Consider the following 21,321-nt stretch of genomic DNA (forward strand, 5'->3'; position numbering starts at 1 on the left):
GATTGGTTTTGTCCTGAAGACCAGTCAAATCGCCGGAGAACTCGCCAGTGTATCCCCCATCCACTGGCCCCATGTTCTCCGGCGATTTCGCATTTAAGAAGACAAACCCTCCCGCCCAACACAAACCCTCCCTCACAATCGGGGCATTTTTTGAGAACGCTCCCGCACCAACTGCGGGAGCGTCGGCCAAAACCGCCCCGATTGCAACCGAGCGTCGGGGGAGTGTTAGTCGAGGGTTTGGCCCAGGTGCACGCGGGCAAACTCCAGGGTTTCGGCCAACCATTCCTCGCGCTGCCCTGCCCCCTTGGCCTTGCGCGTGGAAATCTCGGCCACCACGGCGCCGTCAAAGCCGTTCCCGGCAATATGCTGGAGCACCTCCACGCATTCCTGCGTGCCGTGGCCCGGAATCAGGTGCTGGTCCTTGGTGGACGGCGAGATGCCGTCCGTCAGGTGGATGTGCCGCAGCCTGGAACCGAGGGCCTTTGCGGCAGCCAGGCTGGAGGCGCCCGCGGACGCCGCGTGGGAGAAGTCCCACGTGACGTCCTGGTAGTCCTGCGGGACGGGGTCCCAGTGCGGTAGGTACGCCATGGCCTCTCGCCCACGGACCCGCCACGGGTACATGTTCTCCACGGCAATGCGGACCCCGAACGCGTCCGCAATGTCGCGCACCCCGTGGGCAAACGTTTCGGCGTAGTCGTTTTGCCAGCGGAACGGCGGGTGCACCACCACCACGTCGGCGCCGACGTCCACAGCCATCTGGGCCGAGCGCTGCACCTTGTTCCACGCACTCCCCCACACCTGCTGCGTCAGCAAAAGCGTGGGTGCGTGGATGGCCACGATCGGCTGGTTGTACCGTTCCGCCAGCGCGTTCAGGGCGGAGGAGTCCTGGCTGTCGCCGTTGTGCGTCACCAGCACCTCCACGCCGTCGTACCCGAGGTCCGCGGCCACCGCAAAGCCGTCGTGGACGGACAGCGGGTACACCGACGCCGTGGACAGGGCCACCGGGATGTGGCGCGGTGGCTGGGGGGAATCAGCAGCTGTGGTTGTCATGTCCGCCTAGTCGAGTGCCGAATTTTTGAGCTTGCCAACATGTGCCGGGGGATCCAGCGGCCCGTCAAAAACCAGTTGGTCCAGCCGCCGCAGGATGAGCCCCTCACGCAGCGCCCACGGGCTGATTTCCATGGTCTGTACCTGGAACAGTTCCAGGGCTGCCTGCGCCACCAGCGCGCCCGCCAGGACCTGTTTGGCCCTGGCCACGGACACGCCGGGCAGGTGCAGCCGGTCGGCCGAGGACATGGCGGACAGCCGCTGGCTCCACAGCCCCAGGTCGGTCAGGTGCAGTTCGCGCCTGACGTACGGTCCCATGGACGACGGCGCCGCCCCGGTAATGCGCGCCAGCGCCCGGAATGTTTTGGAGGAGCCGGTGACGATGTGCGGGGCACCGAGAGCCTGGACCTCGGCAACGGGCTCCTTGAGCGTTGCCCTGATGTGCTTGCGCAGTTCCTTCACGCTCTTGGCCGTGGGCGGGTCCTCCGTGAGCCAGTCCCGGGTCAGGCGGCCGGCGCCCAGCGGCACCGAGTGGGCCAGCTCCGGCAGTTCGTTGCTGCCCTGGGCGATTTCAAAGGAGCCACCGCCAATGTCCAGGTTCAGGATGGTCCCCGCGCCCCACCCGTGCCAGCGGCGGACGGCAAAAAACGTCATGGCGGATTCCTCGGCACCGGTCAGCTCCGTCAGGCTGATGGTGGTTTCGTGCCGCACCCGGGCCAGCACCGCGGCACCATTGGTGGATTCGCGGATCGCCGAGGTGCAGAACGCCAGCAGGTCCTTGGCCCGGTGCTTGGCGGCGAATTCCCACGCCTCCAGAATGAACTCGATGAGCTCGGTCTGGCCCTCGTCGTTGATGTTCCCGTCGCCGTCGAGGTATTGCACCAGGCTCAGGGCGCGCTTGTGCGAGGCATAGGGCACCGGGTTGGCCCCGGGACGCGCGTCAACCAACAGCAGGTGGACCGTGTTGGAGCCAATGTCGAGCACGCCTAATCTCATGTGCCCATTATTGCGCGTTCCGCCCGCGAATAGTTGCCAGTCCCGCCGCCGCGGCGGCGGGACTGGCTACTTCTTGGCCGGAGCCTTCCGCTTGGCTGCGGGCTTCTTCGCCGGCGTCTTGGCCGTGCGCTTGACGGGGCCGCGTTCGCGCTTGTCGGCCAGGAGCTCGACGGCGGCCTCACGGGTCAGTTCGCCCACGTCGGTGCCGCGGGGCACGGTGATGTTGGTGATGCCGTCGGTGATGTACGGGCCAAAGCGGCCCTCCTTCACCACGATCTTCTTCCCTGACACGGGATCCTCGCCAAACTCCGCCAGCGGGGGCACGGCGGCGCGGGCGCCCCGCTGCTTAGGCTGGGAGTAAATCTCCAGGGCCGCCTCCAGCGTGAAGGTGAAGATTTCCTCCTCCGAGCCGATGGAACGGGAGTCGGTGCCCTTTTTCAGGTATGGCCCAAAGCGGCCGTTCTGCACCGTGATCTCCACCCCTTCCGCGTCGGCACCGAGCACCCGGGGCAGGCTCATGATCTGCAGCGCCTGCTCCAGCGTGACGGTGTCAACCGTCATGGTCTTGAACAGGGACCCGGTGCGGGGCTTGGCCTTGACGGGCTTCTTGGCAGGCTTGGGCTTGCCGTTCTTGTAGTACTCAACGGGCAGCTTGGCAATGTCTTCCTCGGTGAGCTCCGGGATCACCTCGGTGACGTAGGCGCCGTAGCGTCCGTTCTTGGCCACCACGGTCAGTCCGGTGGCAGGATCCACGCCCAGCACCCGCTCCTCCGGCGCCGCCGTTTCCATCAGTTCCTGCGCCTTGGCGGGCGTGAGCTCGTCCGGGGCCAGATCCTCGGGGACGTTGGCCCGGGCGGATTCGATGATCTCCCCGGTTTTGGGGTCCAGGGTGGGGACAGTCGATTCCAGGTACGGCCCGAACTTGCCCACGCGCAGCACCAGGGTGTCGGTGATGGCGATCGAGTTGATGTCCCGGGCGTCAATTTCGCCCAGGTTGTTCACAATGCCGAGCAGGCCGTCGTCGGAATCGTCGCCGTCGGCCCCGAAGTAAAAGTGCTTGAGCCATTCGGAGCCCTTGTCGTCGCCGTTGGCGATGCGGTCCAGGCCCGTCTCCATGCCGGCCGTGAACTTGTAGTCCACATAGGACGTGAAGTGCTGCTCCAACAGGCGGATCACGGAGAAGGCAATCCACGTGGGGATCAGCGCCGAACCCTGCTTGCGCACGTAACCGCGGTCCATGATGGTGGACAGGGTGGAGGCGTACGTGGACGGGCGCCCGATGTCGCGCTCCTCCATCTCCTTGGTCAGCGACGCTTCAGTAAACCGCGGCGGCGGGGAGGTCTCATGCCCGGTTGCCGTGATTTCGGAGGCTTTCAGGGCGTCCTTTTCCTGGACGTTGGGCAGGCGCTTGTCCGCCTCGTCGGCGTCGTTGCGGGACTCGTCCCGGCCTTCCTCGTAGGCGGCCAGGAAGCCCCGGAACGTGATGACGGTGCCGGAGACGGAGAATTCCGCATCCTGGCCCCCGGTGGCGGCAGCGCCGAGCTTGATGGTCGCCGTCGAGCCCTTGGCGTCCGCCATTTGGGAGGCAACCGTGCGCTTCCAGATGAGTTCGTACAGCTTGAACTCGTCGCCGCGCAGGGCGCTGGCCACCTGGGCGGGGGTGCGGAAGGAGTCGCCGGCGGGGCGGATGGCCTCATGGGCTTCCTGGGCATTGGAGCTCTTGTTGGCGTAGACGCGCTTGGCGGCCGGCACAAACTCCGGGCCGTACAGTTCCGAGGCCTGGCGGCGGGCGGCGTTGACGGCCTCGTCGCTCAGGGACGAGGAATCCGTACGCATATAGGTGATGTAGCCGTTTTCATACAGGCGCTGGGCGGTGGACATGGTGGACTTGGAGGTGAAGCGCAGCTTCCGCCCGGCCTCCTGCTGGAGGGTCGACGTCGTAAACGGCGGGGCGGGCCGGCGCGTGTACGGCTTGTGCTCCACGGAGCGGACGGCGAAGTCTGCGTGTTCCAGGCCCAGCGCCAGCGCCTTCGCGGCGGCCTCGTCCAGGTGCGCCACGTTCTTGCCGGTCAGCTGGCCCTTGTCGTTGAAGTCGCGCCCGGAGGCCACGCGCTTCCCATCGAGGGCGGACAGCTTAGCGGTGAAGGCTTCCTTGCCGTCCACGGGGGCGAAGCTGCCCAGCAGGTCCCAGTAGCCGGCGGAACGGAACGCCATGCGCTCGCGTTCGCGCTCCACCACCATGCGGGTGACAACGGACTGGACGCGGCCGGCGGACAGTCCGCGGGAGACCTTGCGCCACAGCACGGGGGAAATTTCGTAGCCGTAGAGCCGGTCCAGCACGCGGCGGGTTTCCTGGGCATCCACCAAATCCGTGTCCAGGTCCCGGAGGCTGGTGAGTGCGCGCTGCAGGGATTCCTTGGTGATTTCGGCAAATGTCATGCGGTGCACGGGCACCTTGGGCTTGAGCACCTCAAGCAGGTGCCACGCGATGGCCTCGCCTTCGCGGTCCCCATCAGTTGCGAGGTAAAGTTCGTCGGCGTCCTTGAGCTGCGCCTTGAGCTCCGCCACCTTCTTCTTCTTGTCCGGGGAGATGACGTAATAGGGCTTGAAGCCGTTTTCCAGGTCGACGGCGAACTTGCCGATGGAGGACTTCTTCAGCTCAGCCGGGAGGTCCGACGGTTGCGGCAGGTCACGGATGTGGCCAATGGAAGCCTCGACAACGAAACCCTCGCCCAGGTACTTGGCGATGGTCTTGCTCTTGGCGGGGGACTCCACGATGACGAGCTTTTTGCCGGTCTTTGGCTTGCTGGCTGCCTTGCTGGGCACGGTACTCCTACAGGGAATGAAAGGTTGCGCGAACGGCGCACCCATGAGCCTAGTTCACCATATTTTTACCCCCAACATGTATTGCAAGGGAAACCGGGGGTCCCCTGGCGCCGCGGCGGGGAGCTATTCGGCGGGCAGCAGAAAGCCGTCCCGGAGCAAGTTGCACACCCTGCCATAGAGGACGTCGGCGAAGTCGGCATCATCGCGTTCCAGCAGGGCGGCGAGGGCCCCAATCAGCTGGCGCACCGTCAGCCCGCCGTCGCTGGCGGAGACAAATCCGGCCAGTTCGGTGCTCAGCAGCGTGGTGCGGCGCAGCCCGGCACCCTGGCGGAGCAGTATCACGCCGGGATGCTCGGCGCCGGGTTTTTGGTGGCGCTCCTCGGTGACGTCGCCCGCCACGTCCAGGCGTTCATCCCAGATGTCAGCGCGGGCGTCGATCCACGCTTCGCGGTCCAAGGTGGCGGCCAGATGCGGGCCCGCGGGCTGTTCGATCGGGTACAGGATTTCCTCACAGCGGGTGTCAGTGCTGAAGTTCGACGCCGGCATGCCCGCCTGGGCGGCCGGCTCCGGCTTCCGCAGCAGGATGTAGCCGAAGCCGATTCCCGCCACATTGCGGGACGCGAAGTCGCGCAAATAGTCCCCGTAGGCCAGGGCGTACGCTTCCCGGTCCCGCCCCTGAGAGGCATCCTGCAGCCAGGTTTCCGCGTAGGAGCCGGGACTGAGCTGCTCACGCTGGATGAACCAGGCCTGCACGCCGTCCGGGACCCACTGCCTGGGCCGGGCGTCCCATCCGAGGGACTCGCCGCCGTCGCCCCTTCCCACCTCCCAGTTGCCCAGCATCTGGGCGGTGCCTCCGGGGGCCAGGACCGCCGGAAGCCCGCGGACCAGGTTTTCGACAATCGCGTCCCCGGCCAGGCCGCCGTCGCGATAGGTGAACTGGTCAGCGGACTGCTCGCCGCGGTGGCGCGGGGTGATGACGAACGGCGGGTTGGAAACCACCAGGTCGAAGCATTCACCCGCCACCGGGTCCAGCAGGCTGCCGAGCCGCAGCGACACCCTGGCGTCCTTGGTGGCCGGGTCAAAATCCTTCGGGGCGAGCCCCAGTGCCGGCGCGTTGAGCATGAGGTTGAAGCGGGTGAAGGCGAGCGCACGGGCGGAAATGTCGGTGGCCACCACTGTCGCGGCATGCTGGAGCAGGTGGAACAGCTGGATCCCGCAGCCGGTGCCGAGGTCCAGTGCACGGGCCACGGGGCGGCGGATGGTGGCCTGGGCGAGGGTGAGGGAGGCCTGTCCGATCCCGAGGACGTGGTCATGCCTGAGGACGCCGGGGCGCTGGTGGGCGCCCAGGTCGCTGGCCACCCAGAGGTTGGTGTCGGCGCCTTCGGGGGTCTCGGCGCCGTCGGGTGTTGCGCCGTCGGGTGTTGCGCCGTCGGGGGTGTCGCCGGGCCAGCCGTAGGGGCGGAGGTCGACGGCGGCGCGCAGGAGGGCGGGCCCGCCGGCTGCCGCAGTTTCAGCCGGCTCCACCAGGCCGAGGGCTGCCAGCGCGTCCAGGCCCACGCCGGGCAGGGCCCGGGCCAGCGCCTCCCCCGTGACATCCTCGGCCAGGAGCCACAACTTGGCCACGGTGGCCAGCGGCTCATGGCTGTCGCGGAGCACCAGGGAGGCGGGGACCCACTGGTCCCGGGCCAGCGCCTCGGAGGCCTCGGCACCCAGGAGCCGCGCCACGCCGTCGACCGTGTAGTCCAGGGCGGCAAGGTCGGCGGCGAGCGCGTGCAGGAGGGCCGGGTTGTCACTGCGCGGGGCATCGGGGATGGCGGCGAAATCTGTCATTGGACAAGCCTAGCGATCCGGGCCCTGCCGGACGGCAGGGCCCGGGATATTCGGGGGCGTAGAATGGCTTCATGCACATCAACCAGCGATTTACCTGCCCTCGGCCGCATCCGGCCGCATGGGCTGCTTCGCTGACGCGCTGAGTCCATCCGGCGGCGGCTGAGGGGTTTTTGCCCACCGCCCTCCCGGACTTCAAGGATTCCCCATGCACACCGAAATATCCGTTTCCGAACTCAATGCCGCCCTGGGCATCCCGGACCTGAGCGATCCCTCCTCAGGCCACGCCCTGTCCGCCCTCCTGGCCGCCGTCACGGACGCCCTGGCCTCGCGGTGGGGCGTTCCCGTCGCCGAACACCGCCCCAACCCGCTGGTCTCGGTGCGCGACAACTACGACCGCCTCGGCTTCAGCCCCGACGACGTCACCCGCGATTCGCGCTATTCCCGCCATGTCAGCCCCACCGTCATGCTCCGCAGCCACACCTCCGCGGGCGTTCCGGCCGTGTTGGATTCACTCCGGGGCGAGCTTGGCCGCTACGACACCCTCCATGTGCTGCCCGGCCTCGTCTACCGCCGCGACGCCGTGGACCGCACGCACGTGGGCACCCCGCACCAGGTGGATTTGTGGCGGCTTCGCTCGCGCGGCCTGCTGGGCGTGCCGGAGCTGACGGACATGCTGGGCGCCGTCGTCGACGCCGTCCTGCCGGGCGCGCAGTGGCGGGCCGTCCCCACTGCCCACCCATACACCACGGCGGGCGTGCAGCTGGACGTCCAGGTGGGCGGGGAATGGCTGGAACTGGCCGAGGCGGGGCTGGTGGCTGCCCCGGTGCTGCGCGCGGCCGGGCTGGAACCGCGCCGGTGGGGCGGGCTGGCGCTGGGCATGGGCCTGGACCGCGCCCTGATGCTGCGCAAGGGCATTGACGACATCCGGCTGCTGCGCTCAACGGACCCGCGCGTCGCCGCCCAGATGGCGGACCTGTCCCCCTACCGCCCGGTTTCCGCCATGCCGCCCATCCGGCGGGACCTGTCGCTGGTCTGCGCGGACGACGTCGATGCCGAGGTTTTGGGGGATGCGGCGCGTTCCGCTCTGGGTCCCGACGCGGACGTGCTGGCGGGGGTGGAGGTGCTGGGCGTGACCCCGGTGGACCAGCTGCCGCCGTCGGCCGTGTCCCGGCTGGGCCTGCTTCCGGGCCTTGGTGCCGGGCAGGCCAACGTGCTGGTGCGGCTGACGCTGCAGTCACTGGAGCGGACCCTCACCTCGGCGGAGGCCAATGTGCTCCGCAACCGGGTTTACCTGGCGTTGCACGAGGGGCCGGAACTCGAGCTGATCGCCGTGTGAGGAGTCAGTCCGTGCAGCCCTGCGGGCATTGGAGCGTTTCCGGCTCGCTGGCGCAGGCGGCACAGTAGAGGTTGAGGTTGCGGCAGCTGGGGTTGGAGCAGTTTTCAAATTTGTTGCTGGGGGTGTTGCAGCGGATGCAGCGGCCGATTTCCTTGGCCTCGTCGCTGAATTCCAGGTGCATGCGCTTGTCGAACACGTAGAGGGAGCCTTCCCAGAGGCCCTTGTCCTTGAAGGTTTCCCCGTAGCGGACGATGCCGCCGTCCATTTGGTAGACCTCCTTGAAGCCGCGGTTGACCATGAGGGAGCTCAGGACTTCGCAGCGGATGCCGCCGGTGCAATAGGTGACGACGGGCCTGTCCTTGAGGTTGTCGTACTTTCCGGAGTCCAGTTCCTTAATGAAGTCGTGGGTGGTGGCGACGTCGGGGACCACGGCGTTCTTGAACTTGCCAATCTGGGCCTCGAAGGCGTTGCGGCCGTCAAAAAACACGACCTCCTCGCCCTTGGATTCCTTCTCCGCGACGAGTTCATGGAGCTCCTCCGGCTTGAGGTGCGTGCCGCCGCCCACCACGCCGTTTTCATCCACCTTGAGCTCGCCGGGGGCGCCGAAGCTGACGATTTCCTCGCGGGCCTTCACGCTCAGGCGGGGGAAGTCGTCACCGGTGCCGTCGGACCACTTGACATCAATGTCCTTGAACCCGGCGTACTCGCGCGTGGTTTTCAGGTACTGCTTGAGGTCCTTGATGTCCCCGCCCACCGTGGCGTTGATGCCGTCCTTGGAGATCAGGATCCGGCCCTTGAGCTGGAGTTTTTCGCATAGGGCGCGCTGCCACAGCCGCACCGCTTCCGGGTCGGGGACGGGGGCGAAGCCGTAAAAGAGCACAATTTTGTTCAAAGCCACGTATTTAAGCGTACGGGGTGGGGGCAAATGCCCTCCTGTGCGATGGCTGGGAGCCGCCATGCTGACATAGGCTGGGACCATGACAGCTGGTTCCACGGAGCTTGAGGAACTTTTGGACGCCTGGTTTGCAGGTTGGACCGCGCTTCGAAGCTACCGGACCGATTTCGGCACCGGTTACCCCGCAGCCCTGCGCATGGACCGCAGCGGTGACTGGGAGTATTTCATCTGCAATCCCGAACCCGCCCCTTTTGCCATGCTGGCCGCCCAGGTGGTCCAGTCGGACAGGCGGGCACTGAGCGTCCTGGGATCCGACGTGCACCGCTATGTCCGTCAGGCACACGAGGCGGGGCTGGGCATGCTTTCCGTCTCGGAACAAATGATGATGGTCAGGATGGAGACCCAGGACAACCAGGACGCCTTTCTGGGCGACCCCGACCTTGACCTCCAGGTGCGGCGGATCGGCGGCCGGAGGGTGGCGTCCGTTTGCCAGGCCCGGTTTGCCGCCTCCATTGTGCAGGGGACCGTCACCGTGGCCAGCGGCAAAGTGGCAATCTATGGCGACTATGCGGTGTTTGACCAAATTGAGACGCATGCCGCCCACCGGCGGCGCGGCTACGGGCGGGCGCTGATGCAGTCGCTGTCAGCACGGGCCAAGGAATTCCCCGTGACCACCGGCCTGCTGCTGGCCAGCACCGACGGCCAGCGGCTGTACTACAAAATGGGTTGGCGCAGCATCAGCCCCGTGACTGTGCTGGTGCCCCGGGCGAAACTGTAGGGCTGCTGTCTGGCACCACCAGGCCCGGCGGGCTCCGGCGGGGCCGGCACGGGGGCCCGGCCGCGGCCCGGCGGGGCCTCCCCGGGGGTTGGCGGAAGCCGGCGGTGGCACAATGATGGGGTGCCGGCCAACGAATCCATGATTGCCATGCTGGGGCGGGGCGACCATCCCGCCCAGCTGCAGCATGTCCGGAGAATCCCGGCCCGTTCGGCAGTCAATGTGGCGTGGCCGGAATGGGTCCATGCAGACCTGGTCAGCGCCTATTCGCGATTGGGCGTCGGCACCCCGTGGCAGCACCAGATCGAGGGAGCCTCCGCAGCGCACGGCGGCCACCATGTGGTCATCGCCACGGGAACGGCATCCGGCAAGTCCCTGGCGTACCAGCTGCCCGCCGTCGACGCCGTCCACCGGGCGGAACTGCAGGTGCTTGAGCATCCGGGCAGGCTTCAGGACGACGGTGCCGTGGCTCTCTATCTCTCCCCCACCAAGGCACTGGCCGCCGACCAGCTGGCCGCCCTTGCGTCGCTTCACCTGGCAACACTGCGGCCGGCCACGTACGACGGCGACACCCCGCCGGGTGACCGCCGCTGGATCCGCGACCACGCCAATTTTGTCCTGTGCAACCCGGACATGCTGCATTTTGGGATCCTGCCAAACCACCCATGGTGGGCCAGGTTTTTCCGGCGGCTGAAGTACGTGGTCATCGATGAGGCCCACAGTTACCGCGGCGTGTTTGGCTCGCACGTAGCCGTCCTGATGCGGCGCCTTCGCCGCATTTGCGCCCACTACGGCGCCACGCCGGTCTTCATCGGAGCCTCCGCCACGTCGTCGGACCCGGGGCTGTCCTTCTCGAGGCTGATCGGCGCCCCAGCCACCACCGTGGCGGAGGACACCTCGCCCCACGGCGCCACGACGGTGGCGTTCTGGGAGCCCGAATTGACGGAGTTCAAGGGCGAAAACGGCGCCAAGACCCGCAGGACGGCCATCGCCGAAACCTCAGACCTGCTGGCCAACCTGGTCTCGGCGAGGGTGCGGACCATTGCGTTCATCAAGTCCCGCCGCGGGGCCGAAACCATTGCCAGCGTGACCCGCCGCCTGCTGGACGATGTGGACCCCAGCCTGCCCGGCCGGGTTGCCGCATACAGGTCCGGGTACCTTCCCGAGGAGCGCCGGAACCTGGAAAAGGCGCTGAGGTCCGGGGAACTGCTGGGCGTTTCCAGCACCTCCGCCTTGGAACTGGGCATTGACATTTCCGGTCTCGACGCCGTCCTGGTGGCCGGCTGGCCGGGCACGCGGGCCTCCCTGTTCCAGCAAATCGGCCGGGCCGGGCGTGCGGGGCAGGACGCGCTTGCCGCGTTCGTGGCCAGCGACGACCCGCTCGACACCTACCTGGTCCACCATCCCGAAGCCATCTTTGATGTGCCCGTGGAGGCCACGGTATTCGACCCCTCCAACCCGTATGTGCTGGGCCCGCACCTGTGCGCAGCGGCGGCCGAGCTGCCCCTCACAGTCGATGAACTGGCACTGTTTCCGGACAACACTGCGGCCCTGCTGGACCGCCTGGTCGCCGACGGCTACCTGCGCCGCAGGCCCTCCGGCTGGTTCTGGACGCACCCCCAGAGCGCTGCGGCCATGGTCAACCTCAGGGCCGACGGCGGCGGCCCCATCAACATCATCGATGCGGACACCGGGGCACTCCTGGGCACCATGGATTCCCCCCAGTCCCACTACCAGGCGCATCAGGGCGCCGTCTACGTTCACCAGGGCGAGCCCTACGTGGTCCAGGAACTCAACGAGCAGGACCACTGTGCCCTCGTCCGCCGTGGGAACCCCGACTACTACACCACGGCCCGGGACGTTACCCAGATTGCGGTGCTGGAGTCGCAGCGCCACGAACTGTGGGGGCCCGTGGAGATGCACTTTGGCGAGGTCCAGGTCACCACGCAAGTGGTGTCCTTCCAGCGCAAGGCGTTCATCTCCAACGAAGTGCTCGGTGAGGAACCGCTTGAGCTGGGGGCCCGGGACCTGTTCACCAAGGCGGTCTGGTTCACCATGGACAACCGCACCCTTGTGGACGGCGGCCTGGTGGAACCCCAGTTCCCGGGGGCCCTGCATGCCGCGGAACATGCTGCCATCGGGCTGCTGCCGCTGGTTGCCTCCAGCGACAGGTGGGATGTGGGCGGGGTTTCCACGGCCATCCACGCCGACACGGGCCAGCCCACCATCTTTGTGTATGACGGACACCCCGGCGGGGCGGGTTTTGCCGAGCGGGGATTCGCCATGGCCCGCGTGTGGCTCCGTGCCACGCGGGACGCCATCAGTGCCTGCGAGTGCGAATCCGGCTGCCCGTCCTGCGTGCAGTCCCCCAAGTGCGGCAACAAGAACAACCCCCTGGACAAGGCCGGAGCGTTGCTGCTCCTGGACACCCTCCTCAGGCATGCTGGCCCCGCCCCGAAGTAAGTATGTCTTCACAGCCGTGGGGTTGCCGCTGTCCAGCCGGCCGCTTTCCGGCTTAATAGTGTCCGGCGGAGGGCCCGCACGTGCTTTTCCGCGGGAGGGCCAGGGCAGCCCGGAATGTACCGACACCTCCACCTGGACTGTGTCGGCCATGGCCCCAGTGACAGAACACGACACCAGTACCGCGTGCTGGCGGACTGCCAGCTCTGCGGCTACGGCGCATGGTTCGCCCGGAGCAAGGCCGCGGGCGGCATCGGCTGCGGCCAGCGCTGCCAGATCAGCCGCGGTCGCCGCCTTGGCGGCCCCTGCGGCCGCCTGGCCAAGCCACAGCAGCCCCGCCAAGAGCAGCAGGATGGCCAGGGCAAGTCCCGCCGCCACCACTGTTCCTGCACCTTGTTCACGCCGTGTGCCCATGGCTTGCCTTCTCAGTCTGGCACTGCATGGCCCCCTGGTCAGCCTGGCCGCGCGGACTGGCCATGGCGTACTTGCCCGCCGCGGATGCCATGGTTCGGGGCGCGTTGACCCACCGCCAAAGTGCAGTCTTGGTACGTCCCACGGCAGCGACATTCCTTCCTCCGCCGCAGTCGAACGCAGGCGGGGCGGCCCGGACCCGGGTGGCCGCAGACGCAGGGTCGTAGTTTTCAATCCTGGCTGTTGCCCGGGCAGTTTGCTGCCAGGGGACGATTCCGGAAAGCACCCCGGTGGCGTGCCCCGTAAGGGTCACGGTGGCATATCCGCCGGACAAGTCGACGGACACAGCCACGCGGCCGCCCGCCAGCCGGGTGGCGGTATCGGCGGCCTGGGCCGAGGACTCGCCCCGGGCAAGGGCCCTGGCACCTGCCCGCGCGCCTTCCTCCAGGCGCAATTGTAAGGTGGCCGCCGCAGCCGTGAGCAGCAGCAGCGCCAGCAGCGCCGTGACAGCGGGGAGCACCACGGCCAGCTCGGCCGTCACGGAACCGCGTGCGGAGCCCACTGCGGGAACCCGCACCGTGCCGTCTGAACACCACCCCCTAACGGCGCCCCCTGTCCCTCTGCGTTGGCCACGCGTGCTCAGTGCCATTGCTTGCACGTCCTCTTCCGTCCGTCTCGACCTGGCCCCGACCTGGCGCTGAATTCCCTTGGGCTAAAAGCTCAGGGCAGTGCGGATGATGTTCAGCAGGAATCCCCGCACCTCGTCACTTTTGAGGATCACCACCAGCAGGCCGGCGAAGCCGACGGCCGCGAGTGTTGCGATCGCGTACTCTGCAGTGGCCATGCCTGCTTCCAGGCCCAGGCCCCGCAGTGCGGTGGTGCGCCTCCGGTTGGCGACGGGGGCCATTTCCATGGCACCGGGGAAGATCTCCCGCACGTTGTCCTGCCCGGGCGCCTCCAGGCCTGCCGGCGCCGTTCCACCGAGATATCCGTTGCTGTACATGTCAACTCCTGGTGCTTCGTAGTGATTCTGATTGGTTGGTTGAAGGCGTGTCCCCGTTTTGGGGACTGCCGCCGCATCAGCTGGGTTCCACATTTGCCGTTCCCGGGGACGCATGAAAGCCCCTCCGTGCGATCCGTGGATGCTCGGCTGTCCAGCTCCCCTTGTGGAGGAGCCAAAGGCGCAAATGGCGCGTGCTTCACGCTGCGGCCGGTTCATAATGACGGGACCATGGCCACCACGACCGGCACGATCCCAAGGCAGACGAAGGCCGGGAGGGAGCACAGTCCCAGGGGCACGACAAGTTTCACGCCCAGGGCCGCCGCGCGCTTTTCCGCATCCCGCTGTTGCTGCCGGCGGCGCTGCCTGGCTTCGGCGAACAGCAATGGTGCCGCCGGGGCGCCTGTGAGCGCGGCAAAGCTCAATGCTCCCTGGATCTGTTCTGCCTGACGCACATCGCCTGCGCCTTCCCAGGCGTGCTCCCACGAGGCCCCCATTTGAAGCCCCGCCACGACCTTGTCCAAGGCCTCGCGAATGGGTTCCGAAGCGACACCGGCGACCAGCCTCAGTGCCCAGGGAATGGGCAGACCTGCGTCAAGGGCTGCGGCCAGCAATTCAAGCAGCAGCGGCACGTCCGCCAGTCCCTGGCCGTGCCGGCCAGCTGACGCCACGGCCTCCAACCAAGGGCCCCGCGGGCTGGGACCACCGAAGCGCCCACCGCGGGGCCATGAGCTGCGGCCCGGGATGCCAAACAAAATGGTCACGGCAAGTATCAACAGCACGAAGATTGCCCCTGAGGTCATCGTGCTGCCCCTCCCCCGATTCTCGTGCCACCCCGGCGCGCCAAGTCGCGGCCTCGACGTGGTGCGGCACCCGGTTCCCGGGCTGCCGTGGCGATCAAGTGGGTCGACCACCATTTCCCGACCGCCACCAGCGCCAGGCCACTGACCAGGCAGGCCCAGCCCAAGGGCCCACCCAGCAGGACACCCACCGGGTCCACCCCCATGGCCATGCCAAGTCCAAGCCCGATGAACGGCAGCCACGTCAACAGGCGGACGGTGGCCCTCGGACCTGCCAGGGCTGTCTCCCGCATTGCAGCGGCGTCAGCATCAGCATCCAGGCGGTCGGCGAGCCGGGCCAGGACTGCCGCCACCGGCGCACCGCTCGCCTCACATATTTCCAGGCAGGCAGCCAATTCCAACCAGGTTTGCCGCTCTTCGTTCGTCAGCCCCGAGTTCCTGCCAAAGCTGCCCCGGCTGGCATCGTCACCGCCCGTCCGGGCTGGAGCCACCGGCCTCGGATGTGGCGGGTCCGTCCCCGGATGGTCCCCACCCTCATGGCAGGCCAATCTCAGGGCGTCTGCCGCTGGCAGCCCCAGTATGGCGGCACGTTGTATGGCCAGTACCACCTGGATAGTTCCCTGCCCGGGCAGCCTACCGCGATCCGGCCGCAGGGCCGGGGTTCCCCGGGCAACTCGCACGGAACCCGCGCGTGGGGACGTCCCACCGCTGTCGGCCATGCCATATTCGGCCGCGAGAACGCCTGCGAGCGCCGCCCACAAGGGCGGTCCACTGCGTCCTGTGGACATCAGGGCGGAGAGTTGGCGCACCAGCCTTGGCATGGCAGCCCCCGGCTTTCCGCGAGCAGGCCGCCACCACGGGGCCGGACGGTCAAACACCCCGGCAGCCCCGTGCTGTTGTCCCGGCCACGGGCGTTTCCGCTGAAAGTACAGGATGCACGCGCCGGCAGTGAACAGAAAAACCACTGCGGCGTTCATGCTGCCACCGCCACCAGGCCGGGATCGAGACCCAGGCGCCGGGCCAGCCCCGGCCAAGCTGGGCCCGCGTCCAGTACCATCGCCGCACGGCGGGCACCCTGTCTCCCGGTGCTGTGCGCCCGCCCGCCATCGGACATGCCGGCTCCGTCCCCCACGTGCAGTGCCGGCACCACCTGCAGCCGGCCGCCTTGAAGTTCCACCACGCCAAGTTCAGATACCACCCGGCCCGAGGCCGTCCTGTCCAGGTGGATGACCGCGTCAAGCGCGCTTGCCGCCTGCAACGCAACGGCATCCGTGGACATGCCGGCAAGTACTCCGAGCGCGGCAAGCCTTGCCGGGACGTCGGTGGCACTGTTTGCATGGATGGTGCCACCGCCGCCGCTGTGCCCTGTGTTCAGCGCCATGAGCAGTTCCCGCACCTCCAGCCCGCGGCACTCGCCCACGATCAGCCGTCCTGGGTTCATGCGCAGGGCCTGGCGGACCAATTCCTCCAGGTCAATGGCGCCGGCGCCTTCAGTATTGGCGTGGCGGGCTTCAAGGGTCAGGACGTGTGGGTGGTCCGGTTCGAGCTCCGCCGCATCCTCAATCAGCACCAGTCGTTCGGCGGGGTCGCACAGCCCCAGCAACGTGGAGAGCAGGGTGGTCTTGCCGGCACCGGTGGCGCCGCTGACCAGAAAGCTCAGCCGGGCGCTGATGACCTTGCGCAGCACAACGGCCATGACGGGGTGCACACAGCCGGCAGCCTGAAGTTCGTCAATGGTGAAAACTTGCCGCCGCTTGATCCGGATGGAGAGCAGCGTGCCGCTGGAGGAGATCGGCGGAAGCACGGCGTGGACCCGGTACCCCTGGGCAATCTTCACGTCCACGCACGGCGAACTGTCGTCCAGGCGCCGCCCCCCGGCTGCGATGAGGCGCACGGCCAGCGCCCGCAGGGAGCCTTCACCGTCAAAGTCCACGGCCGCCCGTTCCGGGCCAGCTCCGCGGTCCAGCCAGACGGAGTTGGGTGCATTGACGAAGATGTCTGTCACCTCGGGGTCAAGGGCCAGGTGCTGCAGCGGACCCAGCCCGTTGAGTTCGGCGGCAATCCTGTCCATGGCCGCCAGGGAACCGGCAGCACCCAGCAGCCGCCCGCTGTCCCGCACAGCCGTGGCCACCCGCAGGTCCGTCACCGGGCCGGATTCGGCCAGCACGGAGCGGCGGACGGTATCCAGCAACACCGGGTCCATCTGCCCCGGCCGCCCATCGCGAAACCGCTCCACGCCGGTCGGACCCTGACCGGGCTGGGCCGGAAAAGGCCGTGCCGCGTGCCGGGTCATGGTCTGGGCCTGCGGCCGTCGGCACGGGGACCGACCGGGGCATCCGCACCATAAACCCAGCCGAGCACCGGTTCGACAATGGCGCGGACCTTTCGGCGGCGTGCCACCTCGGCACCCCTTCCTGATTCCAGGGTGTCAGCAATGCCCTTCACGTGCGGCATGACCCCCAGGCACGGGAATCCCACGGCGTCCGCCACCAGCCGTGCGTCCACGCCGTCCCCCAACGGACCCCTGGCCACCACGCCAACGGGTGCAGGCGGCAGCTCCCGAAGCACGCACTCAGCGGCTGCCGCCGCACGGAGGCGCCCGGGCACCACCACGACAAAACCGTCGCATTGGGCACCCAAGGCAGCCACCGACTCGGCTGAGCGGCCTAAATCAACCACCACCAGCCCGTAGGCATCCCGCGCTGCACGCAGCACCTCGGCTGCGGCCGCCAGCGCCCGCAGATTTGCAAAAGCACTTCCGGCACCGTGTTCCCTCCCCCACGACAGCAGGGACATTCCGCCGCTTTGCGGCAGGGAAGCCGCCAGCTGCTCCGGATTGATGGCGCCCGATGCATTGAGCAGATCCGGCCAGCGCAGTCCGGGAATGCCGTCACCGGCCACGGCCAGGTCCAGCCCGCCGCCCCACTCGTCCCCGTCCACCAGCAAAGTCTGGGTGGTGCGCAGCGACGACCCTGCCGCAACCAGCGTGGCGAGGGTCGACGCCCCTGCCCCGCCACAGCCGCCGATGACGCCGAGGACACCCGCCCCCTCCCGGGGATCTCGCAGCCGGGTCAGGTAATTGGCCAGCCATTGCGCCGAGTCCGGCAACACGGCAACCCTGTCTGCGCCCAGCCTGGAGGCCTGCTGCCACATGGAGGCCGAGTCCTGCGAGGTGCCCACCACCACGGTTGGGCCGCGCCAGCCGGGCAGGCCCCCGGCAACGTCGCTGCCAATCAGTATGGCTGCCACATCGTCCCACCGCCCGCCGCTCTGCTCCACGGAGTCCGCCATGACCAGGCCGACGGCGGCTGCCGCGCTCACCCGGCCCACCTCACCCTGCAGTGCCGGGGAGGCGGTGATTACCATCACCGACGTGCCAGGCCCGGGGAGCCAGGGCGCCCTGCCGGCTTCCCTGCCCGGCGCGCCAGCAACGTCCGGCAAGGGACTGCCGTTCGGTACGTGCCGGGCACTGTTTCGCGTAGTCATGGATTCACTCTTGGCGACGGCGGGCGCCCCCGCCAGCCGCTGCACCCAAAATGTGGACAACCCCTGCGTAGGTGCCACGTGTGGAGGACGCAATAGCCCAGGTGCCGCCGCTGGAGCCGGCCAGGCGAAGATTTTCAGGCACAAACAGCCCCAAATATTCGAATCTTTGTTCGCACAGTGGAGAATGGAAGCATGTATGCGCTATTGGCCCAGGCCCCGGAAGGCCACGCCGCCTCCGTCCAGCTGTGGGCCGACGACGGAACCCCGGCGGAACCTGCCCGGACTGTGGTGCACACTGGCCTGGCCGCCGTCGTGCTGGAAATCGAAAGCGAGCACCAGCCGAGGTGGGTCTGGGACAGGGCACAACACTGGTACCCCGAATTGCTGGCGGCCGGGGTACGGGTGGAACGCTGCCACGACCTGGCCCTGTGCCAAAACATCCTGGTCCACTCCGAATTTTCCGCAAGCACCGGATACCGGCAGCTCGCCACCATCCTGCAGCCGGAAACGGCCCCGGATCCCGCCGCCGACCAGGCCCAGGAAAGCCTATTTGACGGACCTGCCGCGCTCCGCGGATGGGAGCTGCAGCTGGTCGCCGCCGAGCTGAAAGCGCAAAAATCGGCCATTGCCTCCTCCACACACCCTGCCAGGCTCACACTTCTCCTCAGTGCCGAATCTGCGTGCGCATTGGTGGCTGCGGAGATGCAGAATGTAGGCATCCCTTGGCGTGAGGACCTGCACAGGAGGTTGCTGAATGAACTGCTTGGACCTGAACCGGCCGGCTATGCCCGCCCCGAAAAGATGGACGCGCTCGCCGCCGTGCTCCGGACAGCCCTTGACGCGCCCGGGCTGAACCCTGATTCGCCGCAGGAACTGGTGAAGGCCCTGCACCGGGCTGGAATCGACGCGAAATCCACCAGGTCGTGGGAGCTGAAGGAAATCAAGCACCCGGCGATCGAACCGCTCCTGGCCTACCGGAAGCTCAGCCGGCTGTTCACCACCAATGGCTGGGCCTGGCTGCGCCAGTGGGTCACCGACGGGCGGTTCCATTCCGAATACCTGGTGGGCGGGGTGGTGTCTGGCCGCTGGGCGTCCCGCGGCGGAGGAGCCATGCAAATTCCGAAGCAGATCCGCGGTGCCGCGCGCGCCGAGCCCGGGCACAAGTTCATCGTGGCGGATGCCGCCCAGCTGGAACCCCGTGTGCTGGCAGCGCTGGCGCAGGATTCGGCGATGGCTGCGGCCGGCCGGGACAAGGACCTGTACGCGGGCATTGCCGCCCAGGGCTTCGGCGGTGAACGGGCCATGGCCAAGGTGGCCCTGCTGGGCGCCATCTACGGCTCGACGACGGGCGAGTCCGGCCGCCTGATGCCGCAGCTGGCCCGGATGTATCCGAAGGCGGTTGGGTTTGTCGAGGAAGCTGCCAGGGCCGGTGAACGCGGCGAACAGGTGTCAACGTGGTTGGGCCGCAGCACGCCGCCGGTGTCTGCCCAGTGGCGGGAAGGCCAGCGCAGCAGCACGGCCGAGGAGCAGCGCCGCGCGGAGTCGGCGGCGAGGTCGCGAGGGAGGTTCACCCGGAACTTTGTGGTCCAGGGCACGGCCGCGGAGTGGGCGTGCTGCTGGCTCGCCGAACTCCGCCGCCGGCTGCGGGCCCTGCCGCCCATCCCGGAGGGGAGGCCCGAGCTGGTGTTTTTCCTGCACGACGAGGTGATGGTGCACTGCCCGGACCCGCTGGTGGACGCCGTGACGGAGATTGTCCACGAGTCGTCGCGGGCGGCCACCCGGCTGTTGTTTGGTGAGATTCCCTTGGCATTCCCCGTCAATGCCACCGTGGTGGAGAACTACGCCGACGCCAAGTAAGGCGCAGCCTGGGCCGCGGCCTGGGCTGCAGCCTGAAGTGTACCGACCCCGGCTGCGACACGGACATTCGCTAGATGGGTGCCGGTATTTCCCGGGTCTCGTCCCAGGGCACCGACCAGCCCAGTTCGTCAAAGACATGAGAGAGGATGCCGGCCGTAAAGCCCCACACCACAACGCCGTTGACCTGGAACGCCGGGCTCCGGTAGGTGACACCACCCCTGGCAAGGGTGGCCGTGACGCGGTTCCCGGGGTCCAGCAGGTCCCTGACGGGAACGCGGAACACCTGGGCGGACTCGCCATAGTCCACCACATCCACGGGGGTCTGGCTGGCCCACCAGCCCAGCACGGGCGTGACGATGAAGTTGCTCACCGGCAGTGGCACATCGGGCAGCACTCCCAGGATTTCCACCCCCGCCGGATCCAGGCCCGTTTCCTCCCGGGCCTCGCGAAGGGCTGCGGCCGGCACGGAATCGTCATCCGCATCCACGCCGCCGCCGGGAAAGGCCACCTGTCCCGGATGGTCCGTCAGTGTGGCGGCACGTTCCACGAGCAACAAGTCCAGGTCGGCGGACACCAATGGCATGGCGGAAGTGGCCGGCTCGCCGTCCAAGGCACCAAACAGCAGCAGCACGGCAGCGGGCCGGGCGGTGTTTTCGTCCATCGGCACGTTCCAGCGGTCGGGCGGCCTGACCATGAATCCGCCGGTGCGGGCCCGTTCCGCCAGGCCCTGCAGGTCCGTGTAGGCACTCATGCGCCGGACCCCGCTTCGGCTTCCCGGGCCACAAGCTCAGGCAGGGGCACGCCCGTTCGGGCGGCCCGCTGCGACTGCTGCCGGAAGTGCGCGGCCCGGCCGGTGTCGGCCAGCATTCGGGCCAGCAGTTTTTCCTGCCCCGGCGCCATCTCGTACTTCAACAGCTTCGCTGCCTTGGCCGGATCCACTTCGCCCTCACCGTAGGCCGGGCACAAGTGGGCCACGGGGCAGGCGCCGCAGGCCGGATTGCGGGCATGGCAGATGCGCCGGCCGTGGAAAACCACGCGGTGGGAGACCATGGTCCAGTCGCGGCGTTCAAACAGTGCCGCGACGTCAGCCTCGATGCGAACGGGGTCCTCGGAGCGTGTCCAGCCAAAACGGCGGGCCAGGCGGATGAAGTGCGTATCGATCGTGATGCCGGGGACGCCGAAGGCATTGCCCAGCACCACATTGGCAGTCTTCCGCCCAACCCCGGGGAGCGTGACGAGGGCCGCCAGTGTCCCCGGCACGTCGCCGTCGTACTCGTCAACGATCCGGGTGGCCAGGGCCAGGAGGTTGGCCGCCTTCGCCCGGTAAAACCCCGTGGAATGGATCATTTCCTCCAATTCCGCCGGCTGGGCTTCGGACAGCGCCAGGGCGTCCGGGTAGCGGGCAAACAGGGCCGGCGTGATGGCATTGACGCGCACGTCCGTGGTTTGCGCGGACAGCACGGTGGCCACGAGCAGCTCGAAGGGGTTCCGAAAATCAAGCTCGGCGTGCGCGTACGGGTACAGTTCCGCCAGTTCTCGATTGATTTTCCGGGCGCGCCTTTTCAGTGCCAGCGGCGACTCCCCCTCCACGGCTTTCAACGC

The 21,321-nt window shown here is 67.9% G+C and carries 17 protein-coding genes and 1 pseudogene; 4 read left to right on the forward strand and 14 right to left on the reverse strand.

The genetic code is table 11. The annotated features are described in order from the left end of the window. Window positions 1-225: 225 nt before the first annotated feature. The 4 genes from LPN03_RS00850 to LPN03_RS00865 form a co-directional block, all read right to left on the reverse strand. Entirely contained in the window at window positions 226-1,050 is an 825-nt protein-coding gene (locus LPN03_RS00850; protein WP_165182964.1) for a sugar phosphate isomerase/epimerase family protein, read from the reverse strand. A gap of 6 nt (window positions 1,051-1,056) precedes the next feature. Beyond that, window positions 1,057-2,043: a Ppx/GppA phosphatase family protein gene (locus tag LPN03_RS00855; protein WP_262452594.1), complete on the reverse strand. Its 987-nt coding sequence runs from the start codon at window positions 2,041-2,043 to the stop codon at window positions 1,057-1,059. Window positions 2,044-2,109: 66 nt separating this feature from the next. Further along, window positions 2,110-4,869 (reverse strand): type I DNA topoisomerase, encoded by a 2,760-nt coding sequence (topA, locus tag LPN03_RS00860; protein WP_262452596.1) that lies wholly within the window; start codon window positions 4,867-4,869, stop codon window positions 2,110-2,112. Window positions 4,870-4,992: 123 nt separating this feature from the next. Further along, window positions 4,993-6,699: a methyltransferase gene (locus tag LPN03_RS00865; protein WP_262452597.1), complete on the reverse strand. Its 1,707-nt coding sequence runs from the start codon at window positions 6,697-6,699 to the stop codon at window positions 4,993-4,995. A gap of 205 nt (window positions 6,700-6,904) precedes the next feature. Between LPN03_RS00865 and LPN03_RS00870 the strand changes: the two genes are divergently transcribed. Beyond that, a complete protein-coding gene (locus LPN03_RS00870; protein WP_262452599.1) occupies window positions 6,905-8,035 on the forward strand; it encodes a hypothetical protein in 1,131 nt (376 codons plus the stop codon). Window positions 8,036-8,039: 4 nt separating this feature from the next. On the opposite strand, the gene LPN03_RS00875 is transcribed toward LPN03_RS00870, so the two are convergent. Beyond that, window positions 8,040-8,933 carry a rhodanese-related sulfurtransferase gene (locus tag LPN03_RS00875; RefSeq protein WP_262452601.1) on the reverse strand — a complete coding sequence of 298 codons (894 nt, stop codon included), beginning with the start codon at window positions 8,931-8,933 and terminating at the stop codon, window positions 8,040-8,042. Between the two features lie 79 nt (window positions 8,934-9,012). On the opposite strand from LPN03_RS00875, the gene LPN03_RS00880 reads away from it, so the two are divergent. Both LPN03_RS00880 and LPN03_RS00885 read left to right on the forward strand, forming a co-directional pair. Next, on the forward strand, window positions 9,013-9,708 hold the full coding sequence (locus LPN03_RS00880) for a GNAT family N-acetyltransferase (RefSeq protein ID WP_262452602.1): 696 nt from the start codon (window positions 9,013-9,015) through the stop codon (window positions 9,706-9,708). Between the two features lie 138 nt (window positions 9,709-9,846). Beyond that, window positions 9,847-12,168 (forward strand): DEAD/DEAH box helicase, encoded by a 2,322-nt coding sequence (locus LPN03_RS00885; protein ID WP_410468541.1) that lies wholly within the window; start codon window positions 9,847-9,849, stop codon window positions 12,166-12,168. Between the two features lie 81 nt (window positions 12,169-12,249). Here the strand turns inward: LPN03_RS00885 and LPN03_RS00890 are convergent. The 7 genes and pseudogenes from LPN03_RS00890 to ssd all read right to left on the reverse strand — a co-directional run. After that, window positions 12,250-12,579, reverse strand: a pseudogene (locus tag LPN03_RS00890) (Rv3654c family TadE-like protein); the annotation flags it as partial. Further along, the gene (locus tag LPN03_RS00895) at window positions 12,563-13,138 is read right to left on the reverse strand and encodes a TadE family type IV pilus minor pilin (RefSeq protein ID WP_262452604.1); all 576 of its coding nucleotides are present in this window, start codon (window positions 13,136-13,138) and stop codon (window positions 12,563-12,565) included. The gene LPN03_RS00895 and the pseudogene LPN03_RS00890, both read right to left, overlap by 17 nt. A 150-nt stretch (window positions 13,139-13,288) precedes the next feature. After that, entirely contained in the window at window positions 13,289-13,579 is a 291-nt protein-coding gene (locus LPN03_RS00900; protein WP_262452605.1) for a DUF4244 domain-containing protein, read from the reverse strand. Window positions 13,580-13,791: 212 nt separating this feature from the next. Beyond that, a complete protein-coding gene (locus LPN03_RS00905) occupies window positions 13,792-14,247 on the reverse strand; it encodes a type II secretion system F family protein (protein WP_262452606.1) in 456 nt (151 codons plus the stop codon). 128 nt (window positions 14,248-14,375) lie between these two features. Further along, entirely contained in the window at window positions 14,376-14,729 is a 354-nt protein-coding gene (locus LPN03_RS00910) for a hypothetical protein (RefSeq protein ID WP_262452608.1), read from the reverse strand. A 620-nt stretch (window positions 14,730-15,349) separates the two neighbouring features. Next, entirely contained in the window at window positions 15,350-16,570 is a 1,221-nt protein-coding gene (locus tag LPN03_RS00915) for a TadA family conjugal transfer-associated ATPase (protein WP_410468540.1), read from the reverse strand. A gap of 95 nt (window positions 16,571-16,665) precedes the next feature. Then, window positions 16,666-17,862, reverse strand: a complete 1,197-nt coding sequence (ssd, locus tag LPN03_RS00920; RefSeq protein WP_262452612.1) for a septum site-determining protein Ssd — start codon at window positions 17,860-17,862, stop codon at window positions 16,666-16,668. 192 nt (window positions 17,863-18,054) lie between these two features. Here ssd and LPN03_RS00925 point away from each other — a divergent pair, with 192 nt between their 5' ends. Next, a complete protein-coding gene (locus LPN03_RS00925) occupies window positions 18,055-19,719 on the forward strand; it encodes a bifunctional 3'-5' exonuclease/DNA polymerase (RefSeq protein ID WP_262452614.1) in 1,665 nt (554 codons plus the stop codon). A 70-nt stretch (window positions 19,720-19,789) separates the two neighbouring features. On the opposite strand, the gene LPN03_RS00930 is transcribed toward LPN03_RS00925, so the two are convergent. Both LPN03_RS00930 and nth read right to left on the reverse strand, forming a co-directional pair. Continuing rightward, entirely contained in the window at window positions 19,790-20,470 is a 681-nt protein-coding gene (locus LPN03_RS00930; RefSeq protein WP_262452615.1) for an NUDIX hydrolase, read from the reverse strand. Next, on the reverse strand, window positions 20,467-21,318 hold the full coding sequence (gene nth, locus LPN03_RS00935) for an endonuclease III (protein ID WP_262452617.1): 852 nt from the start codon (window positions 21,316-21,318) through the stop codon (window positions 20,467-20,469). The genes LPN03_RS00930 and nth overlap by 4 nt, the downstream gene beginning before the upstream one ends. Between the last annotated feature and the right edge of the window lie 3 nt (window positions 21,319-21,321).

Source organism: Arthrobacter sp. A2-55, assembly GCF_025548615.1.
In the GTDB taxonomy this organism is placed as follows: domain Bacteria; phylum Actinomycetota; class Actinomycetes; order Actinomycetales; family Micrococcaceae; genus Specibacter; species Specibacter silviterrae.

Excerpts from the sequence above, each read along its gene's own strand:
- LPN03_RS00850 (WP_165182964.1), bottom strand. The coding sequence starts at position 1,050 with ATGACAACCACAGCTGCTGATTCCCCCCAGCCACCGCGCCACATCCCG.
- LPN03_RS00855 (WP_262452594.1), bottom strand. The coding sequence starts at position 2,043 with ATGAGATTAGGCGTGCTCGACATTGGCTCCAACACGGTCCACCTGCTG.
- LPN03_RS00865 (WP_262452597.1), bottom strand. The coding sequence starts at position 6,699 with ATGACAGATTTCGCCGCCATCCCCGATGCCCCGCGCAGTGACAACCCG.
- LPN03_RS00870 (WP_262452599.1), top strand. The coding sequence starts at position 6,905 with ATGCACACCGAAATATCCGTTTCCGAACTCAATGCCGCCCTGGGCATC.
- LPN03_RS00880 (WP_262452602.1), top strand. The coding sequence starts at position 9,013 with ATGACAGCTGGTTCCACGGAGCTTGAGGAACTTTTGGACGCCTGGTTT.
- LPN03_RS00885 (WP_410468541.1), top strand. The coding sequence starts at position 9,847 with ATGATTGCCATGCTGGGGCGGGGCGACCATCCCGCCCAGCTGCAGCAT.
- LPN03_RS00900 (WP_262452605.1), bottom strand. The coding sequence starts at position 13,579 with ATGTACAGCAACGGATATCTCGGTGGAACGGCGCCGGCAGGCCTGGAG.
- ssd (WP_262452612.1), bottom strand. The coding sequence starts at position 17,862 with ATGACTACGCGAAACAGTGCCCGGCACGTACCGAACGGCAGTCCCTTG.
- LPN03_RS00925 (WP_262452614.1), top strand. The coding sequence starts at position 18,055 with ATGTATGCGCTATTGGCCCAGGCCCCGGAAGGCCACGCCGCCTCCGTC.
- LPN03_RS00930 (WP_262452615.1), bottom strand. The coding sequence starts at position 20,470 with ATGAGTGCCTACACGGACCTGCAGGGCCTGGCGGAACGGGCCCGCACC.